Here is a 22,703-nt window from a genome sequence, read left to right on the forward strand (position 1 = left end):
TGTTATAATTTAATTTTTATGTGAATAAATCATCAATTAAATATTAACCAAGTTTTTTAGAAGAAAGGAAAAAACTATTTTATGCTTAAAAAAGAACAAAATAAGAAATTTAGTTTAGCAGATTTTGTTTGATTAGGCTTTAATTATACTATTGGAATTGGTTTTATAGGGAATTTCGCTATTTTATCAAATATCTCACAACCTGACTCAATTGGAATTCATGTTATTTGATTATTTGCAGTTGAAGGTTTAATTGCAGGAATATGTGCGTGAGCATTTGCTAAAATGGCCAGAGTTCATCATTCTAATAATAATGGAGCTTCATACATTTATGTTCGAACAAGTTTCGGTAAATTTTGGGGAATTTTTGTTGCTTTTATGCAATATGTTTCCTTACCATTTTTAATTACGATTCAAGTAGTGATGTTGATTCGAGGTTCATTCGGAGCAGATTGAATATCAAAAATGAATCCAGATGGAAGTGTTACTGTACCTTGGTATGCTGCAAACTGAGGATCATTTGGTGACTTATGATTAGATTTTAAATGAAAATTTAAGTTATTGAGGACATCATACGAAATTTTCGTTGCCAGGATTTATTAAAGCTTTTAATTCATGCTTTTTCTTCTTTGCTGGTTTTGAAGTTTTTTCAACTGCTGGGAAAAATATTAGTAATCCAGAGAAAAATATTGGCCGTGGAATTACACTAATTATGTTAATTAGTACAATTTTCTATATTGTTATTTCAATTATTTTCTTTGCCGCTTTTACTGAATTTGTCCAAAATATGCAAATAGGAATATGAAGTTTAGGTTTTAATAATAATATTATTTTATATGGTGGTGCAATTATTATGATTATTAGTGCTTTAGCATTAAAAATAAATGTCGCAATGCAAAATGCTTTATATGGGTGAACTTCATTGCAACCATTATCGGCAGAAGGGTATTTACCATATCATTTACGTAAGTTAAATAAAGATGGATTACCAATTCGTGCTTCAATTTTAAACTTAGTTATTACAAGTTTAATGATTTTTATTTGGTTAGCAATTCTCGATATTATTAAAGGGATTAGTTTAACAAAGCAATTTGGTTTTATGGCAACCGCAGCAGAAGCAATGACTTATCAACAACCATTTGATGTTTCATCATTAACTGAAGCATCATCAGCTATTACAATTTTTATTTATGGAATGGTAATTGCTGTAACACTAAAATTAGCTTATCAGCAGAAAATTAAGATGCGAATATGAGAGTATCAACAATTGAGTTAACATTTGTTGGTTTTTCGGTGAGTTTTGCAACAATTTGATATTTTACTTACTATCGTGCAAAATTATCTTCGTCGAATGAAAAAACAACCTGAATTACAAGATAAATTGGATGCCGAATTTGAAGTTAGAGATGATTGAAAATATGTTTCATTAGAAATTCGTCATGAAATTAAAAATTATTTAGAACGAAATCAAGCATTATATCAAGCGACAAATAATGTTAATTATCAAGATGCAGAACATTTGCTCACGGAATTAAATCTTATTATTGAAAAAAGTAGTAGTCTTGATGAGAAAAAAGATGAATCAGAGCATGAAGAATAACCAAACAATTTAACGAAAGTTAAATTGTTTTACTTTATGATATACTAGAATAAGAAAATAAGAGGGGGAATTAAATGCAATCAAAACCAAAAAATAAGGTGCAATTAGTTACTATTGCTGGTGGGACTGCAAGTGGCAAAACAACAGTTGCAAATAAAATTGCTGAAATTTTGCAAGGAAAAAAAATCGTTTATTTAAAAATGGATCATTATTATAAAAAATTAGACGATTTGACATTAGCAGAACGAAAAAGAATTAATTTTGATCATCCAAATGCCCTTGATTTAGAATTATTAGTTAATCATCTAGAACTTTTAAAAAATCATCAAGATATTCAAATGCCAAATTATGATTTTACAATTTCTAATCGCTCAATCCAAACAACGGAAATAAAAAGTGGTGATGTGATTATTCTTGATGGTATTTTAGGTTTAGCATTAGAAGAAATTCGTAAATTATCGGATATTAAAATCTTTATTAAAACAGAAGATGATATTCGTTTTATTCGACGTTTAACACGTGATTTATCAAAACGGGGGCGAACAGTTGAAAGTATTATTAATCAGTATTTAACAACGGTAAAACCAATGCACGAGTACTTTGTTGAGCCAAGTATTAAATATGCCGATATTATTGTGCCATATTATAAAGGAAATGAAATTGCAATTGATATGATTGCAACAAAAATTAAGGCTTTATTACTTGATAAAAAATAAAAAACCCATTATTATTGCTTTTTTTAAGGTATAATAATGATTGTTGTAATTAAAAAACAGAGAGGAACGGAGAGAACATCATGAATGAAGAAATTTTGTTAACTAAAGAGGGAATTAAAGACTTACAAGAAGAATTAGATAATTTAATTAATGTTATTCGTCCCGAAGTTATTGAAGAGTTAAAAGAAGCTCGTGCACAGGGAGACTTATCAGAAAATGCTGATTATGATGCAGCACGAAACCGTCAAGCGGAAGTTGAAGGACGAATTAAAGAAATTGAATCACTATTAACAAAAGCAAAAGAAATTAAGGAAGTTAAATCAAAAACAGGAATTATTAAATTGGGAAGTACAGTAACATTTACTAATTTATTGATTAATAAAAAATATGAATTAAAAATTGTTGGTGCTGTTGAATCTAATCCTTTTAAAAATACAATTTCGAATGAATCACCAATTGCAAAAGCTATTATTGGCAAAAAAGCTGGAGATTTAGTTGAAATTAAGGGAATTCAAGAACCTTATAAAGTTAAAATTTTAACTGTAGAATAAATAATAAAAAAACAATTTTATAATGAACATCTAAAATAAAATTGACAGAAAAAAGAGACAAACATTTTCTGTTATATAATTTTATTGAAAGGATGTTCTTTTCTTATGGCAAAACAATGAAACAAAAATGTAAATTGTAAATTAATGATTTTGAAGGTTATTAACTGTAGTAACACATTATAAATAGCATCTTTAACTTTCATCATTGCATTACCTAATTCGGTTCAAATAGAATCCATGCTACCTGAAATAGTAGGAGTATCTGCAGCTAGAAAATTAATAGCTGATGTTAAATACATACCTAACATTATTCTTTATCCTCCTTACTTTTAATTTCTTTTTTTTCTTTCCTCTAATTTGATGAGTTTTTTGATAAATCGATAAACCAATTCACGCAAAAATACCCAATATAATAACAATGCTAAAAATTGTTGACTATATTGAATAAATTACCGCTAATAAATTACGCGGATAATTTATTCATTTTCTTTTACATTATTAATTACTATCTTATTAACAGTATTAATAATATTATCTTTTCTATACTTAGCTACTAAGGACTGCAAAATAAAATAATGTTTCTTTTCAATAAAAAATCAATTCCTTTCTGAGATATTTTATTGCACTTTATATTATAATTTACAAAAAAATATTATTAAATATTTAAAAACGGAAAATTATTTTCTTTGTTTTGAGGATATCATAGAATTATCTTAGTGTTGTCTAAGAAAGGAAGGAGTATAAAAAAATGAAAAAACTTTTAAGTTTATTAAGTACACTAACAATTGGATCAACTGCTATTCCAGCAGAATATGCAATGTATCCTTACAATTTAGAAAATAATAGTAAATTATCAGGAGAATGAAATTATGGCGGAAGATCTTTTGATTGAAAGGATAATTATTTAACTACTAATGTTGGGAAACCAAAATTAAGAGATTTTATTCCAGTAATTTATGATACTGAAGTACAAATTAAAGAATTAAGTTCAACAATTGATTTACTTTGAAAGAAAATAATAGCTACTGAAGAACAAAGTAAGAAAGTTCTTGAAACACAATTACAGATGATGCAACAAGTCACAATACTAGTCTTAAAGCAGAAATAAAACTAAAAAAACTAGAGATTAGTAAGTTAACAAAAGAATCACAAGAAAAAGTTTCTACATTGGAAATGGAAGTTACTCAGTTAAAAGAGAAGTTAACAGCTAGTGAACAAAATAAACTTTCTTTAGAACAAAAAATACAAGAAGTTAAAACTAATTTAGAAAAAGTTACTGAGGAGAAAACTGCTTTAGAAGTTAATTTAAAAGATAAGTCAGAAAAAATTAATGATTTAAATTTCAAATTAGATCAAGCAAATGGTGAAATTAATAATTTAAATTCACAAGTTGCTGATTTGAAAACTAAGTTAGAAGGTAGTGAGCAAGAGAAAGCGACTTTAGAAGCAAGTAATAAAGAATTACAAGAGAAAGTTAATGAGTTAACAGAAAAAACACAAGGATAATTAATAAAAAAGTTGCAACATTATTTTTGCAACTTTTTTATTCAAATTGAAAGGAAAAAAGAAATGAAAAAAATATTATCATTATATGGAATGATTAGTATTATTGGACCTAGTATTTCAACTTCAATTGCAAATACTTCACATTAAAATCAAGATAAAAATATTATGATTATTTCATCAAATGAAGAACAAAAACAAGCAACTAAACAATTTGGAATAAAAATAGAATATAAAAATATAAATGAAGATTCAAAACCTAATGATTATTATCAAAAAATAAAAAAAAATTAAAACAATAAATTTAAAAATACAACAAAGTAATTGTGCATTAAAAGAAGTGCTTTAAAAGCACTTTTTATTATATTTAATTATATTTAATAAATAAAAAAGGAATAATTAAGGTAAATTTGTTAAGTTATTAAAGAGGAAGTAAAAATGACGGAATTAACAATAAATTAAATGAAACAAATCAATGGGGGTAAAATGTCTGGTGCTTTATTAACGGGGATCGCGGCAATAATTAATGCATGTAGTAATTCACTAACTAGTTTAATTACGACTGGTTTTTCAATCGCTTTTGCAACTCAACAAAAAAATCGAACAGATTAGAAATGAAATTATTATCGTTAAAACAACAAAAAAATTTAATTGGTGGTGGTGCTTGATTTGTTGGGTTGCTAATTTTAGTTTCTTTTTTTGATATTATTAAAATTAGTTTAGATAGTTATCAGATTGCATAAGAAACAAAAAGACAAAATAATTTTTTACAGGAATTAAATAACAGTGATGATAAAATAAGAATAGGACATAGTAGTGAAATTTTATATGTATAATGTTTAATTCTAATAAAAATAATTTTTATTTTAAATTTAATTACAAAAAATAATTTTTATTTATTTTAAAAATAAAAAACAAAAAAATTATTATAATTTTAACAATTTTAAACATTTTAATATTTGTCATTGATAATTAAGATAAAATATGATACAATAGTCATAGTTGTATTTTGCATATAATCAAATATTAATTATAGTAAGATGCACTAAAAATAAACAATTTTTGGAAATTAAATATGAAAATAGAGGTGGAAAATAAATGATTGGCGTAATTTCAACAGCATATTTCACGATGAAAGATAAGCACAGTATTAAAACAGTAAAAAAATATTGGTGAAAAAACTGTGTAATTCAACATGTTAAATACCATGGAAAAACTTTCATTATAGCAACAGTAGGATATGGTAAAGCAAATGCTGCAATGGCACTTACTTACTTATTAGAAAAATATCCTGGTTTACAAACAATTTTAAATGTAGACTTAGCATTGTCAACAAACGATAAACATGACACAGGAGACACAACAATCACAACAAAATTTATTTATCGTGATGCTGACTTAACAGTTTTTAAAGATATTAAATATGGACAAATTGTTAATGAACCTGAATCATTCCAATTCGATGGTGAATTCGCTAAAGTTGTTAAAGACTTTAAATTAGGGTTAACAGAAGGAGTTACTGGAACAGCAGATATGCTGATTTATAACTCAAAACAATTTAAGGAAATGGTTGATAAATATGGGCATACTATTGATGTAATTGATACTGAAGCAGGGGCAATTGCACAAGTTGCTAAAAAATCAAATATTAATTATATTGCTTTAAAAATTATTTATAATAATGCATTATCACCATGAGATAATGATCCAATTCATAAATTCAAAATGTATGAAACAGTTAATACATTAAAATATTTATTAAGAAGATTATTTAACTTATTAAGTTCAAATTATATTATTGATTTATCACAATCTTCACAAGATGATTTAGATTCAATTAATGAATTATTTGAAATTAAACATGACCAATGAATTAAATTATTTAAACCAAATACACATAAAGTATTATCAGGGTTTGGGCCTTCATTAATGTTAGTTGATAAACAAGAAAAAACTCCTGTTGCATTAGATATTATTCAAGTAATGCGTTCAAAAACAAAAGAAGCAGAAGGACCAAGTAAAGTAATTTTAGGGGAAGATGAATGAAAAAATGCTCCTAAAAAATGATTACGTAAATTATTATTTTTAGAACAAGTTCGTGTTAATGATGATGAATTATTATGAAATAAATCAGCAAAATATGATTTAAATAATGAAAAATTATATAAAATTGAAACAGTTGCAAATGAAATTGCGGCAGCAATTGCTGAAAAATGTCAAGATAAATCATCATATACATATAATGGTGCAACAGTACAACAAAAATACTTATTAGTAAATTGTGATGCAAAAATTTCGTTTTACATTACCCATAATCAATCACATGAATTTGTGGAAGATAAAAACTTTGGAACACAATTAGTAAGTAATGAATTTGTTAAATATTTAAATGAAGCATTGAAAGATGTTGACTCACCATATCAACAAATTGTTGTTTATATGACAATTCCAGCATTAGATTATCGAAAAATTCCAGTGTTTATTCCTTCAAACAAAGGAGCAAACAGAGGTGTTAAATTTGGAACTTCAAAAACCAAAAAGTTACAACGAGATTATACTGTAGTTGATATTAAAAGAAATGATTATGATCCAATCAAAGTTGGTTCATTCAAAGTTACAATTCGTTTAAAAAGTGAATAATTAATAATTAATTAATTTTATTAAAAAACAACCTTTTGGTTGTTTTTTATTTTTTAAATGATGTTATACTTATTAGAAATAATTAAGGTTAAGAAAGGGCATGGAATAACGAAAAATGGTTAACGAAGAAGAAAAAAGATTAACAGCAGAAGGAGATAGTAACAACATTGGAGTTAACCCTGATAATATTACAAACAAACCATCAGATTTTTATCCGAAAGAAAAAACAACGGAAAGAAAAACCCGTAGTCGTGAACGGATTTCACGAAAAGAATTTAATTTACGTTTTAAAGCTTATTTTAAATCACGTTTATTCAGTGATTATGCTTATATTATTTTTGCTGCTTTTTTAGGAATGGCTAGTTATGATTACTTTATTGCAGCAACAACAAGTAATGGGATTACTCCAAGTGGAATTGGAGGGATTGCCCGTGGAATTGCGGTTGGAATTTGACCAAACCAAGATCAGTTACAAATGCAAACAAGTATGTACTGAGTTTTTTATTTTGTGTTTAATATCCCATTATTTATTTTTGGCGTCATTAAAGTTGGACTTCGTTTTTCTCTTCGTACAATTGTTTATATTTGTTTGCAAAATGGTTTTCACTTTGCATTTGCTTATATCCCGGTTATTAATCCGCAAGAATTATTTTTTATTGTTAATTATAATAGTTTAAATATTTTTAGTAATTATGGTGGAATGTATCAGATTTGATTATTTGTTTTTGCAGCGGTAGCAGGAATTTTAAATGGAATTGCTTATGGCTTAGTTTATAAGGGGGGAGCATCAACAGCTGGAACTGATTTTGTTTTTGCTTATTATTCAGCTAAAAAGAAAATTTCAATTGCTAATTATAATCGAATTGTTAATTATATTATTATTGTTGTAATGTTAGCAATTCACACAACATTATTAAGTCGTAGTGAATTAACAAGTATTTATTTTGGAAAAGACTGAGCAGCAGATATTGATCAAATTCAACGCCTTGGTTTTAAAATTGATGATGGTGGTTTATATGGTAGTGATTTCACTAGTCATAAAATTGAATACTTCTTTGGTCCTGCCTTATTTGCTTCATATTTATTTGTCGTAGTACAAGCAATTACAATTGATATTATCTTCCCGAAATTTAAATATCGTAGTTTAATGGTTATTACTTCAAAAGCAGATGCTATTGTCTCGGGGTTACAATATGTTCATTATCCTAATGATATTATTCGTTTACCAGCACGTGATCATTATGAAGGCAATGATCTTAATAATGAAGTGATTATTGTTTCCACCTCAGTTTTAGAATATAAGAAAATTAAAGCTGCGATTATTGTTTCTGATCCAGAAGCTAAAATTTTAGTTCATAAACTAGACAAACTTATTGCTAATTATAAAGTAGATAAATATTAATCTTTTTGTGCAATTAAATTTAATCAGACAAACCCTTTTTGAAATATTTCATAGTCATGTTTTAACATTAGTAAAATATTCTTTAACATGACTTTTTCATTTAAACTAATTCTAATATTTAATAAACTATTATAATTATCTTTATTATGATTTATTGCACTAGTTGCTAATTGGAATGATCATGTTTGGTTGGTTACTTTAATATTTGGGATTATTTTTGTTGTTGTCATATTTTCTAGAATAAGATTTTTAAGAGTTAATGTTAAATCCGCCTTAGTTTGGTCATATCAAAAAAAGTTATCAAAAATTAAGTTATTTTTTTGATATTTATTTTTTCGTGTAATTTCAAAATTTTGATCATTAAGAGAAGGAACAGTTATTGTTAAAAATAAATAACGATAATATTGAAGGTTATAAGGTTTCGGAATTAAATTTGGTTGAAGATTATCAACAACCGTAGTTGTTGTTTGATTAATAGAACCAAAGTTAAAATTATAACCGTGATATTGACCAATAATAATATTGTCATTTACTTTAAAATCAGATAAGTGTGGCAGATTATTTGGTGTAATTGTTCATTGGGAACTAATATCACTAATTGTTAATGTTTTAAAAATGGTCTTAAAGATATCATTATAGATATTAATTAATAATGTTTTATTTAAATTAATTTTAATTTGATTAATTAATGTTTTCTGACGTTTTTTAACAAAAATTAATAAGATAAAATTTATTAAAGTTATTAGTAAAAAAAACAATACCAAAAGGTAAGAAGACAGCTTTGCGCATAGTAAAATGTAAGTTATATGCTGCAACAAAATTAAAAATTGTTAACAAAAAATTAAAAATTAAACTTAACAAGCATAATAGATTAATTCCTTGTCAAGCTACAATTTTATCATTCTTTTTAATAATAATTTTTTGATAAATTTGATTAATTGTTAGTTTAATTTTTTCAATGTTTTTTTCGTTAATCATTTTGATCCTTTCATAAATAAGTTATTTTTCTTATCTTATATATGATATTATAAAATTAATTAGAAAGAAAGGGAGACCTTAAAATGAAAGATTATAATTTAATTATAGGAAGTCATGTTAGTATGAACAAGCAGCAAAATTATTTGCTTGGTGCCTTAAATGAAAGTTTAAATAATAATGCTAATGCAATGATGATTTATACAGGACCACCCCAAAATACTATTCGCGTTAGTACGGAGCAATTTTTTATTCCAGAATTTTATCAGCAATTAAAAGAACATCATTTTGATATCAATAATATTATTATTCATGCTCCTTATATTATTAATTTAGCAAACACAACTAATCCTAGTACTTTTGAAATAGCTGTTGAGTTTTTAAAAAAAGAAATTACTCGTGCTGATGAAATTGGAATTAAAACAATTGTTTTACATCCTGGAAGCGCGGTTGGTGCACCAGAACAAGTTGGATTAGATCGCATTATTGAAGGATTAAATTTAGTTTTAACACCTAATCAAAAAGCAACAATTGCTTTAGAAACAATGGCTGGTAAAGGAAGCGAATTAGGAACAAATTTTGCACAACTAAAATATATTATTGATAATGTTAAATTAAATGATAAATTAGGAATCTGTTGAGATACTTGTCATATACATGATGCTGGTTATCGCTTGACAGAAGCATTAGATGATATTATTATAGAATTTGAGCAATTAATTGGTTTAAACCGGTTATTATGTTTACATATTAATGACAGTAAAAATCCTTTAAATGCCCATAAGGATCGGCACGAAAACATTGGTTATGGTTACTTGGGATTTGAAACCCTTTTAAAAATAATTTATCATCCTAAATTAGATGGGATGATTAAGATTTTAGAGACACCATATGTAGGAGAAAAGAATCATGCATTTGCTCCTTATAAGGATGAAATTGTGATGATTAAGGCAAAACATTTTACTGACCCATTTCAACAAAATGGTAAAATAAAAATAGATTTAGGAGAATAAAAATGTCCGCAAAGAAAATTATCGATAATTTGTATCTTGGTGATCATCATAGTGTTCCACATGATGCTGCGTTAGTAATTAGTTGTGCTGAAGAAATTTATCGTGAACAAATTCAAAAATATAATATTAAAAATGATAATCAAGAATATCTTTGAATTGATGACAAACATGTTTATTTTAATTTTAAAGATTATCCAACATTACAAGAATTAGATCCTAATATTGTAATTCAAGCACTAAAGATTATTGATAATAATATTAAAAATAAAAAAATTTATGTTCATTGTGTTTGAGGAATTAACCGTAGTGCATCAATTGTTTTTATGTATTTAGTAGCAAAAGGATATATTAATCATGATGACTTTGATAGTGCATTGGAGCAATTTGAACGAATTTATCCCTATATCAATCCAAATCCAGGTTGGTTTGATTTTTTGCTAAATGAGTTTCCATATAGTCACTTAATTTCGAATTAAAAAAACTAGGTAATTACCTAGTTTTTTAACGTTTATTTTTACAACACTCACATTTTTTATTAACACAATCTGTACAAGAAATACAAATTAAGCAAGAACGACAACCAACTTTTGGTTTACTACAAGTACGACACGAAAAACAATCATGATTTTTTGCGGGACAACACATATTCATATCATTCACCTCTATTTTCTTTCCAATTTTTATTTTATCATAAAAGGTTTTATTATTGTTGAATGTTTTTTTTGTTGTCATTCTTGATAATATTCATCAATTAATAATTTTAATTCTGGAACAAGATCTTTTTGTTTACATGATTTATAAATTTTACCTTTTTTAAAAATAATTCCACCATTTTTACCACCAGCAATTCCTAAATCAGCTTGTTTAGCTTCTCCTGGACCATTAACAACACAACCTAAAATGGCAATTTTTAATGGAATTTTTAAATCTTTTGTATATTCTTCTAATTCTTTTACAACAGGGAAAAGGTCATATTCTAAACGACCACATGTTGGGCAAGCAATTACATCAACAATGTTATCATAAAGTCCTAATGAATTTAACATTCGTTTAGCAACTTCCACCTCCGCTATTGGATCAGTTGATAAACTAATTCGGATCGTATCACCAATACCATTAAAAAGAAGCGGTGACAAACCACTACATGATTTAATTGTTCCGGTATGATGACTACCAGCTTCGGTAATTCCTAGATGAAGGGGATAATTTCATTCTTGACTAGCTAAGGTATAAGCTTCAATTGCCATTAATGGTTCGGTTGCTTTTAAAGATAAAATAATATCATAAAAACCAAGATGTTCTAAAATTTCAATATGACGACGAGCACTTTCAATCATTGCTTTAGGAGTTCAACCATATTTATTGATAAGATCTAATGGCAAACTACCAGAATTAACCCCAATTCGGATTGGAATCTTTTTTTCAAGACATTTTTCGACAACTTTTTTTGTATTTTCAATACTCCCAATGTTTCCTGGATTAATTCTAATTTTACTAATACCAGCATCAGCAGCAATTAAAGCAAATTCATAATTAAAATGAATGTCTGCAACTAATGGACAAGGAGAACGTTCAACAATTGTTTTTAAAACAGCATCATCACCTTTTCCTAAAACAGCAATTCGAACAATTTCACAACCTTCTTGATATAGTTGCTTGATTTGCATTAAAGTATCTTCAACATCGTGTGTTTTTGTATTAGTCATTGATTGAATAACAACTTTATTTTGTCCGCCAATTTGAACATTACCAACCATTACTTTTCGTGTATTATTTCGTTTATTCATTTTTTGCACGTCCTTATCTTTTTAATCTTTTGGGTATGTTATTGTAAATTGTGGGGGAAATTTTAAACACCCGTAGGGGATTTAAAATTTCACTAATAAACAACCCAATACTTTAATTTATTACAAAATTGTTACCTAAATCCTTTAAAATAATTTCAAAATAATCATACGACTAAATGCAAAGAAATACAAGACTAAAATTAGTTTTTCATTATTTACGCTGTTTTGTTTTAATTTTATTTCAATTTTGTTCTAAAATATAAATTGTAGGATAAAGTACAACAAATTTAAAAAAAATCTAAAAAGTTATTTAAATCTTATTGAATTTTATTTTTTGAACTATATAATAATAAATGTCTAGGAAAGTATAAGAATTGTACTTTTATTAAATTAATAATAAACAGCACAAGTTTAGCCCTATAAATATGACCATACTTTGTATTATATTATCTTATACTTCATGGATACCCTAAAAAAACAATCTCACCCGGGTTGTTTTTTTTATTTTAATTGCTTTTTGATAAAAAAGAAGTTATGATATAAGTATAAAAATAAATGATATACCTGTATATACTAGTAATATGGTCTAGTGTTTCTACGTCTTACCATTGGAAAAAGACGCTATAGGTTAATGCTTTTGCTTTTTAAACATTAACCACTCATTTTAATGAAAAACCATGTTGATCTTTTTGTTTTTACAAACATTAAGTAAAAAAGAAGCAAAAAATATGAAACGAATTTTACAAAGTTTGATGATGATAAGTATCATTAGCACTTCAGTAAGCAGTGTTTTTGCTTGTGTAAAGAAATATAATTTTGATAATAGTATTTGGGTTATTACTGATGGGAGAACTGTAAATGATCTTGCTTTTAATCAATCCGCATGAGAGGGAGCAAGTAAATATGTTTTTGCACAAAAAAATCAAATTGTTACACCACAAAATTGAAAAAGTTTAAACTGACGAGCAAGTTACTTTGAATCAGTTAGTCAAACGCCCGGTGATTATAAAAATTGCTTATATTACATCTTAAATTGCAGGAGCAAAAACACTAGTTTTACCTGGTTTCAACCATGGTAATACCATTGGTTGAGCAGCAAGTTTAGTTGATAATATTATTTATATTGATGGAAGTAATCAAAACATTCATCTTAATATGGACCAGAAGGCACAATTAGCAAAAAATATTATTGGAATTACTTATCAAGCTGAAGCTTCTGGCTTTTATGTGAGTTTAGCAACAAGCATTTATTTAAATGCGCACCAAAATGAATATAATGGACACTTAAAAGTTGGTAGTTATGGTGGGATGGATAATCCAGTTGCTGTTTCAAATTATATGTGAGGTTTTTTAGTTGGAATTGATTTATTTAATACTATTATTAATTCTTCAGTAAATAGTAAATGAAATAATATAAAACATGATATATTAAACCAAGTCCAAAATATTAATCCAGAAATAACAACTTTACAATCAATTGTTAAAGTGCAAAATGTTTTAAAACAGAATGAATCATGATTTTCACAATCATTTCAAGCTGGTGATGGTAAAATTATTAGTGATGAATTATTAGCTCGTAGCGCTCATATTATTTTTCCGGTTGCTGGTGCACAAATTCAAGATACAATTAATCAAATTAAAGTTAATAAAATCAATGCTAAGATAGTTGGTGTTGATACCGAACAATCTAAAATTTATGGCGAAAATTATGTTGTGACTAGTGCTTTAAAACAAATTACCACTTCAACTTTTGATGCATTAAAAAATATTTATTCAGCACAATGTGGGTATGATGCACAAAATAATATATGAGATGAGACAAAACAAACAAGTAATTGTTGAATTAATACTGGCCAAACTTCTCTTGATCATCCAAGTTGGACAGGGATTGAAACAACAAAATGAGTTAAACAAGATTTAGTTGATTTTTTACATAATACAACTGATGATCATAACAAAGATACTTTGTTTGATAAGATAGTAAAAATATTACAATATGCTTACAAAAATGGAATTGATAATCATTCCCCAATTTCTGCACATAATTTTACAAATACTTTACAAAATACATATGAAACACAAACAAAATTAAAAGCATATTTATTAGCAGCAATTGAAAAGGTGTTATAATTTTCTTAAGGCTTATTCATCAACTAAAAAATTATGATAAGCAGTTATTTATAAAAAAGAAAGTAGAATAATAAGATGAAAATAATTAATAATTTAAATAAACCTTTTTTTAATCCAGCAGATGATGATTCTGATGATGAGAAAACATTTGAAGTTAGTGAACAAAATAAAAAAATCAAAAGTAATAATCAAGATATAACACAAAATAATGAACTTTTGAAAAATGATTTTTTAAATAACCTTAGTAAAGATTTTAAAGATATAACATTTGTTGAAAAAAATGATTCAAAAATAGTTTTAGACAATAGACTAATAGTACCATTACCTAAAATTGAAAAATCAAAAAGATGGCGTGAATTGGCAGATAATCGTTTATCTTTTTTTAAAAATAATAAAATACAGCCCGAAGGAATAGGAGCTTCTTCTGCTAAATATTTAATTACAGAAAATATGTATAAATCAATTCATAATTTACCTAATTTTGCAAAATCACATGCATGTATTTTAGCACCTTGTGATATTGCAGGATTAGTTAGTCACAGTAGTATAGCGGATGGTTTGGGAAATAATTTTTTATTAGAGGTCAAAAGTAGTTCTCAAAATGTTATATACAGACGAATGGATGAGAAGTCTTTTAATTTAAAAGAAGGACAATTAAGAGTGAAAACTTCTGATAATAAAATTAATTAAGATGTTGTTAAAAAAAACAATGATAGAAGGGCATCGTGTAAGTGAAGTGCAACAAATCAACTCAGAAAGGAGTTGATTTTTTATTGAAAAGAAACATTATTTTATTTTGCAGTCCTTAGTAATTAAGTATGGAAAAGATAATGTTATTAATATTGTCAATAATATTGTAATTAATAATGTAAAAGAAAATGAATAAATTATCCGCTTATTTTGAGCGTAGCGAACACGCGAAGCGTGCCACAAAATTAGATTTTTAGGAGGAATTTAAGTTATACCAGTTTGATTAACCACATTTTTTAGTGTTGTTATTATATTAGGTATTTTTGCTTGAATTTGTTTATCGATTTATCAAAAAATTCGTCAAATTCGAGGTAAGAAAAAAGATAAAAAAGAAATTGAAAACAAGGAGGATAAAAAATAATGTTAGGGATGTATTTAACAACAGCGGTTAATTTTTTAGTAGCAGATACACCTACTATTTCAGATGGAATGGGTTATATTTGAAGCGGTTTGGGACAAGCAATGATGAAAGTTAAAGAAGCAATTTATGCTGTGTTACCACAATTAATGACCTTTTTAGGTGATGCGTGAATTATTTTAATTCCATTTGGTATTTTTGTTATTGTTAAGATATTAAACTTTTTCCGTGTTATGGTTAAAGGATTTTAGTATTAAAAAACTAAGGCACACTAGTTTATTCATTTTTTATTAATTTATTTTATATAACTATTACTTTAAAACTTAATAGTATTTTTCAGTGTGCCAATTTTTACTATTTTTCATATTTAACATTGTTAATTAAACATTAAATAAACAATATATTAGCATTATGTATAAACATTGTTAATAATCAATGTTTATATCAATAAATAAACAATATATAAACATTAAATATAACATTGTTTATTAAACAAACATTTAGTTAGAAGATGATAAGTAATGATTAATTATTTTGAATTGTAAATTGTACTATGAAGTGTAGCACTTTATTTGATTTCATTATAACATCAATAAAATAAATGTTCAATATAATTTATTTTAAAAAAATTTAGTAGTTTTGTCTTAAATTTATGAATTTTGACACACCGAAAAATAAAATGATTAAAATTTTATAAGTAATTATATTAAAAATTAAACATTTGTATAAAAACTTCTTTTGAAGATAGTCAATGTAAAGATTTTTTAAGTTTAGAGTTTATTATATTGACAACTTCTTGATTAATTTCTTGAATAAATACTTAAATCAATTACTTTAGAAAATCAATGTCTAAAATCACGAATTGATCTTTCAACTTTGGGTTTTTGTGTTGGAGTTCTAGCGTCACAAAAATATACTTTAGCATTTGTTATTTTTTCAATTTTTTCTCAATCAGCAAATTCTTTGCCTTGATCTGTTATTATTCCTTTGCATCTATCTTTAAAAAATCTGTTAAAAAAAATGGTCGCATGTAAAAGATTGGGGTTTTTGTTTTTAAATATTATTTAGTTCAATAAAATAAAGACATTTTTTTCTTGTTTTTATAAAAAACCCCAATTTTCTTTATACGACCAAAAAAATTCGTTTTAATGCGTTTGTAACTTCTTTTGTTGTTTTTTCTTTTAATGGTTCAATGATTTTAAATTGCGTTAATTCTTCGATTAAAACTAAACAAACACTATTATTTTTACCAACCATAGTGTCCATTTGAAATCAACCAAATTCATATTTATCATGTTTTGCTTCTTCAATAGTTCTAAAATTTCTTATTTTACCGCGATTATCAATCCTATTTTTTGTTTTATATTTTCTACCATGAAAATACAAATTATATTTCTTGAAATTTAAAAATCCCAAATGAATATATTTATATAAAGTTTTAAAACATACTGGAAATTTAATACCAAACTCTTTTTCATATTTTTTACAGATTTGTTCTGGTGAATCATGAAATTTGTTATATTTTTCATCTAGTCATTCTAAAATATTTAGCAATAATGATGATTTTTTAAAACATTTTTGTTGTTTTTGTAAATAATTTTCGTGTGCTAATTTAGCGTCATATTCATTATCTTTTAACCTTTTTATTTCTCGTCTAATTGTATTGCGATTTTTATGCAATATTTTTGCTATTTTAGATATATTGGGTTTACCATTTTTTCTTTTTAAAGAATCAAGTTCTAATAAATCTTTTAACATTACTCTTTCTTTAAAAGTAAAATTATGCTTTGTTTTATCCATTTTAAAAAATCCTTTCTTTTATATACAAAGTTAATTATATAGTTTTTTGAGGTTTTGGGCGAGCGGTTGATTTTCTTAAATTTTTGTGATAAAATAACTTACAAGTTAAAAAAAGTTTTGAGGTTCTTTCAAACAAATTTGGGAACCTTTATAAAATTCTTCGCTTAACGCTTAGAATTTTTCCAAAGTATTTTGAAAAGCGCGGCAAAAGTTTTTTTAAACTTTAAGGCATTTTTCATAAAATTATGAAAATCACCGCGAACCCAGATTAATACAATATAATCACAATAATAATCATTTGTATAATTTCCTTTCTAAAATATATTTAAAAGTGCTTGTATTATATATATATATATATAATGTCAATAGATCTTGAAAAAAGTTTCAAGATAAAAGATAGGAAATTATAAAAAATGAAAAAATTACTTAGTTTATTAAGTGTATTAACTATTAGTGGAAGTGCTATACCAACAACAATTGCCGTCAGTCGTTATCAAAAAGAAGAAACTAAATTAGAAAATAATGAAATTAGTTATTTAGAAACAAATAATTTAAAAAATTTAAATAGAGTTAAAAGACAAGAAATAACATATCCAATATTAGAAGATGTGCTAATTGATTTAAGAAAAACTAGCATGAAAAAACCAATGGAATTTCAAATAACTGATTTTTGATGTGTTGTGGCAGTTTTAAAAAATATATTTGATAATAATATTCTTAATAATAAAGATCTTAAAGAAATAGAACAAGAAGAAATTGCAAGTTTTTTTCCAAACAATGCAAATGATGGCGCTTCATTATCAAAGGTAATTGAAATATTAAACACAAACCAGATAATTCAGGAAAATTTGGGATTTAATTTAAAGAAAATTGATTTAACTCGATTATTTTGAAATAGATTAAATGATATAGAAAAAAGAATGTGGATAAGACATTTAATATGGGAATCTCTTTCTAGACAATCTCCTGTTATGTTTGGTGGTTTATTTGATGACGACGAATATGATGATGAAGGATGTGATAGCTCTTATCATGCTGCATTAATTGTTGGAATCAAACCAAATAAAGAAAATATACTTGAAGATACTTATTATGTTAGAGATCCATGAAGAGACAGTGAAGCTGAATTTATTCCAGATTAAACTACAGAAATTTCAATGACGGGGGAACAAATTTTTAATATTTTATTTAATCAAATAGAAAACGGTATAGTATTAATTCATGAAGATGTTTTTCAATTATTTTGCGAAAAAGCTATTAGTATTTTTTCATCAATTTGAAAAATGGCAGAACCAGAATTATTGGCAGCTATATTATAAATAGAATTAAAATATGAAAAAAATATTAAGTCCTTTAAGTTCAATCATTTTAATTTGAACAAGTACAACAAGTTTAGTTGCTTGTAATACAACACAAGAATATACAAAAGAACAATTAGCAAAATTAAAAGAAGAAAATCAAATAAATACAAATAAGCAAGAAATAAAAGACAATTTAGAATGAATGGCGCCACAAGAAAAACCATTTAATCAAGTGGATAATAAATGATATTTTGCTATATGGAAACCTAATAATTCTATTTATTGAAAAATATCAAAATTTAAACACGATACAAATAAAGGAAAAAAAATGAGGCTTGAGATCCATTAAAACCATATTATATTGATCTCTTTTTATGGGTTTTTGAAACAAAAGAACAAGATTTATTAATAGATGATCAATCGGAAGGTAAAATAGAACGAATTTTTTGAAATGAAGATAAGGGACAAAATTTTAAAGCAGTTTATCGTTGAAATTTAGAAGATACTAATGTACCTAATTTAATTATTGATAAAACCGTTAATGTAAAAGTTAATGAATAATAAAAAGTCATTTATTAAAATGACTTTTTATATTTCTAATATAATTAATGATAATTTTTCATTATTTTTATTAAATAGTTGTAAATTATTAATATTAATTTGTACTTTTTCGGTAAAAATTGTAATTTCATAATTACCATAACCTCATATACCTGATATTTCAATTTGATTTAAATTAAATAGTTTTTTATCAAAAGTTATTTTAATACTATAATCAATTAAATCTTCGATTGTATTAATTCAATCTATTTTAGAATAAAGTAATTTATATCATTCAGAAAAATAATTTAAATAGTCTTCTATTTTGTCATTAGAAACAATTAAATTAGTTAAATATTTACCATATTCACCATCAGATAATTTAATTTCTGATGGAATAAGAGAAGGAATGTTATTTGTTTCTAATTCATTTGTTAATGATAATCAATTAAAAAAATTTGCTTCTAATTGATAAATAGGATTTTCTGAAATATCTTTGTTTTTAACACTTACTTTAATTTCATTATCTTTGTTATTATTAACATTTGGTTGTTTTAAATTTCAATCAATAATTTTTCCAGTACTTGAATCAATTAAAGGTTTAAGAGGTTCACCACCACCATTTCAACGATAAACTGCTTTAAAATTTTGTCCCTTATCTTTATTTCAAAAAATTCGTTCTATTTTACCTTCCGATTGATCATCTATTAATAAATCTTGTTCTTTTGTTTCAAAAACCCATAAAAAGAGATCAATATAATATGGTTTTAATGGATCTCAAGCCTCATTTTTTTTCCTTTATTTGTATCGTGTTTAAATTTTGATATTTTTCAATAAATAGAATTATTAGGTTTCCATATAGCAAAATATCATTTATTATCCACTTGATTAAATGGTTTTTCTTGTGCTTTAATTTCTTTTCAATAATTTACTGGAATTTGTGGATTAGAACCAATAAAATTAAAATATAATGAATATATTTGTACTTGACAATCTGAAAAATAAAAATATCCTTCTTCTAATCTATTTGGTTTTGAAATTAGTTTGAAATAATAAGGAGAAAATAATTTAATATCATCATTATAACCTTTGTTAATAGCATATTTACTATATGTATAATTTGATAACATATAGATAATTTGTTTAAATCTTTTAATAGCACTGTCATTAATAGATGTGGGATTATCTAGTTTTCAATTTTCAAATAAACCATCAATAATATCTTCGGGTTTTTGTCCTTCGAATTTTTGGCGTAGTTCAGCCGCTTTTCAGTAAACCAATATTGAAATACTCTTAAATTAGGGTTTGTTTCAATTGGCATTGATAATAATGTTACTAAACTAGCATTTTCAATATTTGATGATGGATAAGAATAAACACCATTGATATTTCCTCAACATTTAATATTTCCAAATAACATTGATTTAGGGTATTTAATCTCAATTCCAGTAAATACTGTATCTTAGGGTAATGATTTTTGTAATACTAAATGAATACTATTTTGGTTTTTTCATTTAAAATCAGTCACCTTAACTAAATGAGTAGATTTAATAATATCAACACCATCAGGTGAATAAGGTCTTTTATATTCTTCGATAATATAACATTCATTTTTATTGTCTTTGGTAATTGGTTCATTAATAGATACTATTTTTAAGTCATAGTATTCTAAAAATTCTTTGTCTTTTTTTGAAATATCATTAATTAAAATATCTTTTTTATCAATCATTACATAACTTGTACTATTATCTTGAACTGTGGTATTTTGTTGAATTTGTAATTTAAAATTAAAATCACTGATTTCATAACCAATAATCTTAATATATTCATCTTTGTCAACAAAACCTATTTTAACACTATTTTGAGAGTAGTTTAAGGTTGGTTTTTGTTTTGTCTTAACAAGATTATTAATTTTATAAATATATAAGGTTATAGCACGGTCTTCAGTAAATAATTGTTCTAAATCAGGGTCGCTGTACTGCGATTGACTAGCAAAATCTAATGGAATACTATCAATTGAATAGTCAATTGGTTCATCATTTTCTGCTAATTGTGCTAACATTTTTTCTGATGGTTTTAACATTATTTTTGTTTTTCTTGTTCTTCATTAGGTATATTTATAATAGTTTCATTGTTATTTAATTGTCTGTTTAAAGTTGCATTTACTGGTAAGCGAACATCAACAATTAAATCATCAATATTTTTAATATTAAATGTTCTACTATTTAAAATAGCATTATCATATTTAATTAACTTAATAATGAATTCAGTTAATTTAATTTCTCTGATATTTATCATTTGTTCATACGAAGCGTTTGTTTGAATATTAACACCAGCAACTTCCGCTTGTGTTTATTGAGCCCCCTTAGCGATTGTGGGAACATGGTGGCGATTTATTTTATAGTAATTAGTTAATAATCAATCATATATTTTGGTTAATTGTTCACCTTTAAAATTACCAGCAATATAGTCTACTGGTTGAAAATTACTATCAGGGTCTCCTTCAACTAATAACAAGTCATTTTCAATAAACGAAGCTAACATTTTACTAATTTCTTGGTCAACAACACCAGTAACTCCATTAGTATTAATGGTAAATTTACCACTATTTAATAATGGGTCTAACATAATCTTTTCCGCAATAATATCTAAAATACTAGCAAATTGTTTACCATAACGAGCAGAAGGCTCAAAATTAGGGTTATTAGGAATAATTTGAATTGGAATAAAATTAAGTGGTAATATTTCTTCTCTTTGTAAAGTTGTATAGTTATTTCATTTAGCATCATCAATATATAAGTCGGTAATAGTACTATATAATCGTGTTTTTAACTTTCTAATAACTTTTACTTGTTTAGTTACATAATCAATCTCTAATTTTTCAGTAATAAAAATACTCTGGTCATTTTTAAGATAAGGGTCATAATCAAAAGTACACGAAACTAAATTACCTAATTCGTCATATTGGTCATTGTAAAAATCAATCATAATAAAATTAAGTTTTGAATTATTAGCAAAAATAAAATATGCACCTTTACCATTCTTATTAATTTTATATTCGTTATATCAATTCTTATTAGTAAAGTCTTGCATTTTTAAAAAGTTATTAATTAATTTAGTATCTATCTGTTTATTATTAATTGGATTATAAATGCTAATTTCTAAATCACGTGGATTTAAAAAATTAGCATTATCTTCACAAATTATTTTTTCTAAAATCTCATTATGTTTTTGAACAGTAACATTTTTACGATTAGTAATCGTTGATGCTAAATTAAGATAATAACTATCAATATCATATTCTTTTTTTAATTTCTTTTTTGCTGGTAATAATCCCATTTATATCACCTCTTTATTTTGTATCTTCTTTTTTAATAACATCTTCAATATTATCTTCTTTTTGTTTTTTGTTATGTGTTTTGATAAATCTAATTGTTTCAATAATCAAAACTATAATTCCAGCTCCGATAAGCATTGCTGAAACAATAACATATGCTGGTCAAGAAATACCTAATGTTTTTTCTCCGATAAAACAAATAATAATTCCTGCGATAAAAAACAATGATGAAACTCCAAAGATTTTCAAAAACATAATTACATCTTTAATATTTACTTTTGGCATAATACCATCTCCTTC

At 25.4% G+C, this 22,703-nt stretch carries 34 protein-coding genes, 1 pseudogene and 1 riboswitch; of the genes and pseudogenes, 24 read left to right on the plus strand and 11 right to left on the minus strand.

What is annotated here, in order from left to right; genetic code table 4:
- Positions 1–81: 81 nt before the first annotated feature.
- The 5 genes from ABNT63_RS05725 (at position 82) to greA (ending at position 2,867) form a co-directional block, all read left to right on the plus strand.
- Positions 82–603, plus strand: coding sequence for a hypothetical protein (locus tag ABNT63_RS05725; protein ID WP_348734844.1), 522 nt, complete (start codon positions 82–84; stop codon positions 601–603).
- Positions 587–1,276, plus strand: coding sequence for an amino acid permease (locus tag ABNT63_RS05730; RefSeq protein WP_348734845.1), 690 nt, complete (start codon positions 587–589; stop codon positions 1,274–1,276). The genes ABNT63_RS05725 and ABNT63_RS05730 overlap by 17 nt, the downstream gene beginning before the upstream one ends.
- 6 nt (positions 1,277–1,282) lie before the next feature.
- A complete protein-coding gene (locus ABNT63_RS05735) occupies positions 1,283–1,600 on the plus strand; it encodes a hypothetical protein (protein WP_348734846.1) in 318 nt (105 codons plus the stop codon).
- A 74-nt stretch (positions 1,601–1,674) separates the two neighbouring features.
- A complete protein-coding gene (gene udk / locus ABNT63_RS05740) occupies positions 1,675–2,316 on the plus strand; it encodes a uridine kinase (RefSeq protein ID WP_348734847.1) in 642 nt (213 codons plus the stop codon).
- 80 nt (positions 2,317–2,396) lie between these two features.
- Entirely contained in the window at positions 2,397–2,867 is a 471-nt protein-coding gene (gene greA, locus ABNT63_RS05745; protein WP_338988767.1) for a transcription elongation factor GreA, read from the plus strand.
- Positions 2,868–2,938: 71 nt separating this feature from the next.
- Here the strand turns inward: greA and ABNT63_RS05750 are convergent, their stop codons facing one another.
- The gene (locus ABNT63_RS05750) at positions 2,939–3,175 is read right to left on the minus strand and encodes a hypothetical protein (protein WP_348734848.1); all 237 of its coding nucleotides are present in this window, start codon (positions 3,173–3,175) and stop codon (positions 2,939–2,941) included.
- Complete coding sequence (locus ABNT63_RS05755) at positions 3,144–3,275, minus strand: hypothetical protein (RefSeq protein ID WP_348734849.1); 132 nt, start codon at positions 3,273–3,275, stop codon at positions 3,144–3,146. The genes ABNT63_RS05750 and ABNT63_RS05755 overlap by 32 nt, the downstream gene beginning before the upstream one ends.
- Positions 3,276–3,615: 340 nt before the next feature.
- Between ABNT63_RS05755 and ABNT63_RS05760 the strand changes: the two genes are divergently transcribed.
- The 7 genes from ABNT63_RS05760 to ABNT63_RS05790 all read left to right on the plus strand — a co-directional run bounded on the left by ABNT63_RS05760 (position 3,616) and on the right by ABNT63_RS05790 (position 8,412).
- Positions 3,616–3,975 (plus strand): hypothetical protein, encoded by a 360-nt coding sequence (locus tag ABNT63_RS05760; protein WP_348734850.1) that lies wholly within the window; start codon positions 3,616–3,618, stop codon positions 3,973–3,975.
- Between the two features lie 65 nt (positions 3,976–4,040).
- Entirely contained in the window at positions 4,041–4,373 is a 333-nt protein-coding gene (locus ABNT63_RS05765; protein WP_348734851.1) for a hypothetical protein, read from the plus strand.
- Between the two features lie 165 nt (positions 4,374–4,538).
- Entirely contained in the window at positions 4,539–4,664 is a 126-nt protein-coding gene (locus tag ABNT63_RS05770) for a hypothetical protein (protein ID WP_348734852.1), read from the plus strand.
- A gap of 168 nt (positions 4,665–4,832) precedes the next feature.
- Positions 4,833–4,982 (plus strand): hypothetical protein, encoded by a 150-nt coding sequence (locus ABNT63_RS05775; RefSeq protein WP_348734853.1) that lies wholly within the window; start codon positions 4,833–4,835, stop codon positions 4,980–4,982.
- 2 nt (positions 4,983–4,984) lie between these two features.
- Positions 4,985–5,113 carry a hypothetical protein gene (locus ABNT63_RS05780; RefSeq protein ID WP_348734854.1) on the plus strand — a complete coding sequence of 43 codons (129 nt, stop codon included), beginning with the start codon at positions 4,985–4,987 and terminating at the stop codon, positions 5,111–5,113.
- Between the two features lie 355 nt (positions 5,114–5,468).
- Positions 5,469–7,010 carry a cytoskeletal motor fibril protein Fib gene (fib, locus tag ABNT63_RS05785; protein ID WP_348734855.1) on the plus strand — a complete coding sequence of 514 codons (1,542 nt, stop codon included), beginning with the start codon at positions 5,469–5,471 and terminating at the stop codon, positions 7,008–7,010.
- A gap of 115 nt (positions 7,011–7,125) precedes the next feature.
- Complete coding sequence (locus ABNT63_RS05790; RefSeq protein ID WP_348734856.1) at positions 7,126–8,412, plus strand: YitT family protein; 1,287 nt, start codon at positions 7,126–7,128, stop codon at positions 8,410–8,412.
- Here ABNT63_RS05790 and ABNT63_RS05795 read toward each other — a convergent pair.
- Both ABNT63_RS05795 and ABNT63_RS05800 read right to left on the minus strand, forming a co-directional pair.
- Positions 8,409–9,170, minus strand: a complete 762-nt coding sequence (locus ABNT63_RS05795) for a hypothetical protein (RefSeq protein WP_348734857.1) — start codon at positions 9,168–9,170, stop codon at positions 8,409–8,411. The two genes, ABNT63_RS05790 and ABNT63_RS05795, sit on opposite strands and share 4 nt — an antisense overlap.
- On the minus strand, positions 9,118–9,390 hold the full coding sequence (locus ABNT63_RS05800) for a hypothetical protein (protein ID WP_348734858.1): 273 nt from the start codon (positions 9,388–9,390) through the stop codon (positions 9,118–9,120). Before ABNT63_RS05800 ends, ABNT63_RS05795 begins: the two co-directional genes overlap by 53 nt.
- 83 nt (positions 9,391–9,473) lie before the next feature.
- On the opposite strand from ABNT63_RS05800, the gene ABNT63_RS05805 reads away from it, so the two are divergent.
- Together ABNT63_RS05805 and ABNT63_RS05810 are read left to right on the plus strand one after the other, a co-directional pair.
- A complete protein-coding gene (locus ABNT63_RS05805; protein ID WP_348734859.1) occupies positions 9,474–10,400 on the plus strand; it encodes a deoxyribonuclease IV in 927 nt (308 codons plus the stop codon).
- Between the two features lie 2 nt (positions 10,401–10,402).
- Positions 10,403–10,876: a protein-tyrosine phosphatase family protein gene (locus ABNT63_RS05810; protein ID WP_348734860.1), complete on the plus strand. Its 474-nt coding sequence runs from the start codon at positions 10,403–10,405 to the stop codon at positions 10,874–10,876.
- A 204-nt stretch (positions 10,877–11,080) separates the two neighbouring features.
- Here the strand turns inward: ABNT63_RS05810 and ispG are convergent, their stop codons facing one another.
- Positions 11,081–12,187 carry a flavodoxin-dependent (E)-4-hydroxy-3-methylbut-2-enyl-diphosphate synthase gene (gene ispG, locus ABNT63_RS05815; protein ID WP_348734861.1) on the minus strand — a complete coding sequence of 369 codons (1,107 nt, stop codon included), beginning with the start codon at positions 12,185–12,187 and terminating at the stop codon, positions 11,081–11,083.
- Positions 12,188–12,731: 544 nt separating this feature from the next.
- Positions 12,732–12,831: riboswitch (purine riboswitch) on the plus strand.
- A 45-nt stretch (positions 12,832–12,876) separates the two neighbouring features.
- On the opposite strand from ispG, the gene ABNT63_RS05820 reads away from it, so the two are divergent.
- From ABNT63_RS05820 to ABNT63_RS05845, 6 genes are all read left to right on the plus strand, one after another.
- On the plus strand, positions 12,877–13,266 hold the full coding sequence (locus ABNT63_RS05820) for a hypothetical protein (RefSeq protein ID WP_348734862.1): 390 nt from the start codon (positions 12,877–12,879) through the stop codon (positions 13,264–13,266).
- Between the two features lie 76 nt (positions 13,267–13,342).
- A complete protein-coding gene (locus ABNT63_RS05825; RefSeq protein ID WP_348734863.1) occupies positions 13,343–14,317 on the plus strand; it encodes a hypothetical protein in 975 nt (324 codons plus the stop codon).
- Positions 14,318–14,392: 75 nt separating this feature from the next.
- Positions 14,393–15,007, plus strand: a complete 615-nt coding sequence (locus ABNT63_RS05830; RefSeq protein ID WP_348734864.1) for a hypothetical protein — start codon at positions 14,393–14,395, stop codon at positions 15,005–15,007.
- Position 15,008: 1 nt separating this feature from the next.
- Positions 15,009–15,203 (plus strand): hypothetical protein, encoded by a 195-nt coding sequence (locus ABNT63_RS05835; RefSeq protein ID WP_348737202.1) that lies wholly within the window; start codon positions 15,009–15,011, stop codon positions 15,201–15,203.
- Positions 15,204–15,278: 75 nt separating this feature from the next.
- The gene (locus tag ABNT63_RS05840) at positions 15,279–15,428 is read left to right on the plus strand and encodes a hypothetical protein (RefSeq protein WP_348737158.1); all 150 of its coding nucleotides are present in this window, start codon (positions 15,279–15,281) and stop codon (positions 15,426–15,428) included.
- Positions 15,428–15,676, plus strand: a complete 249-nt coding sequence (locus ABNT63_RS05845) for a hypothetical protein (RefSeq protein ID WP_348734865.1) — start codon at positions 15,428–15,430, stop codon at positions 15,674–15,676. The genes ABNT63_RS05840 and ABNT63_RS05845 overlap by 1 nt, the downstream gene beginning before the upstream one ends.
- A gap of 455 nt (positions 15,677–16,131) precedes the next feature.
- Here the strand turns inward: ABNT63_RS05845 and ABNT63_RS11375 are convergent.
- Positions 16,132–17,225 (minus strand): annotated as a pseudogene (locus ABNT63_RS11375) (IS30 family transposase); the annotation flags it as partial.
- A gap of 413 nt (positions 17,226–17,638) precedes the next feature.
- On the opposite strand from ABNT63_RS11375, the gene ABNT63_RS05855 reads away from it, so the two are divergent.
- The 4 genes from ABNT63_RS05855 (at position 17,639) to ABNT63_RS05870 (ending at position 19,541) form a co-directional block, all read left to right on the plus strand.
- Positions 17,639–18,367: a hypothetical protein gene (locus tag ABNT63_RS05855; RefSeq protein WP_348734867.1), complete on the plus strand. Its 729-nt coding sequence runs from the start codon at positions 17,639–17,641 to the stop codon at positions 18,365–18,367.
- A gap of 15 nt (positions 18,368–18,382) precedes the next feature.
- Complete coding sequence (locus ABNT63_RS05860) at positions 18,383–18,544, plus strand: hypothetical protein (protein ID WP_348734868.1); 162 nt, start codon at positions 18,383–18,385, stop codon at positions 18,542–18,544.
- A gap of 13 nt (positions 18,545–18,557) precedes the next feature.
- Positions 18,558–18,875, plus strand: a complete 318-nt coding sequence (locus ABNT63_RS05865) for a lipoprotein (RefSeq protein ID WP_348734869.1) — start codon at positions 18,558–18,560, stop codon at positions 18,873–18,875.
- A gap of 516 nt (positions 18,876–19,391) precedes the next feature.
- Positions 19,392–19,541: a hypothetical protein gene (locus ABNT63_RS05870; RefSeq protein WP_348734870.1), complete on the plus strand. Its 150-nt coding sequence runs from the start codon at positions 19,392–19,394 to the stop codon at positions 19,539–19,541.
- Between the two features lie 292 nt (positions 19,542–19,833).
- Here the strand turns inward: ABNT63_RS05870 and ABNT63_RS05875 are convergent, their stop codons facing one another.
- The 5 genes from ABNT63_RS05875 to ABNT63_RS05895 form a co-directional block, all read right to left on the minus strand.
- Positions 19,834–20,346 carry a hypothetical protein gene (locus ABNT63_RS05875; RefSeq protein ID WP_348734871.1) on the minus strand — a complete coding sequence of 171 codons (513 nt, stop codon included), beginning with the start codon at positions 20,344–20,346 and terminating at the stop codon, positions 19,834–19,836.
- Positions 20,347–20,528: 182 nt separating this feature from the next.
- On the minus strand, positions 20,529–21,149 hold the full coding sequence (locus tag ABNT63_RS05880) for a hypothetical protein (protein WP_348734872.1): 621 nt from the start codon (positions 21,147–21,149) through the stop codon (positions 20,529–20,531).
- Positions 21,149–21,364 (minus strand): hypothetical protein, encoded by a 216-nt coding sequence (locus tag ABNT63_RS05885; protein WP_348734873.1) that lies wholly within the window; start codon positions 21,362–21,364, stop codon positions 21,149–21,151. Before ABNT63_RS05885 ends, ABNT63_RS05880 begins: the two co-directional genes overlap by 1 nt.
- 54 nt (positions 21,365–21,418) lie before the next feature.
- Positions 21,419–22,405, minus strand: a complete 987-nt coding sequence (locus tag ABNT63_RS05890; RefSeq protein ID WP_348734874.1) for a hypothetical protein — start codon at positions 22,403–22,405, stop codon at positions 21,419–21,421.
- A 13-nt stretch (positions 22,406–22,418) separates the two neighbouring features.
- Positions 22,419–22,688 carry a hypothetical protein gene (locus tag ABNT63_RS05895; protein ID WP_348734875.1) on the minus strand — a complete coding sequence of 90 codons (270 nt, stop codon included), beginning with the start codon at positions 22,686–22,688 and terminating at the stop codon, positions 22,419–22,421.
- Positions 22,689–22,703: the final 15 nt, after the last annotated feature.

The organism is Spiroplasma endosymbiont of Ammophila pubescens (assembly GCF_964020965.1).
GTDB lineage: Bacteria > Bacillota_I > Bacilli_A > Mycoplasmatales > Mycoplasmataceae > Spiroplasma.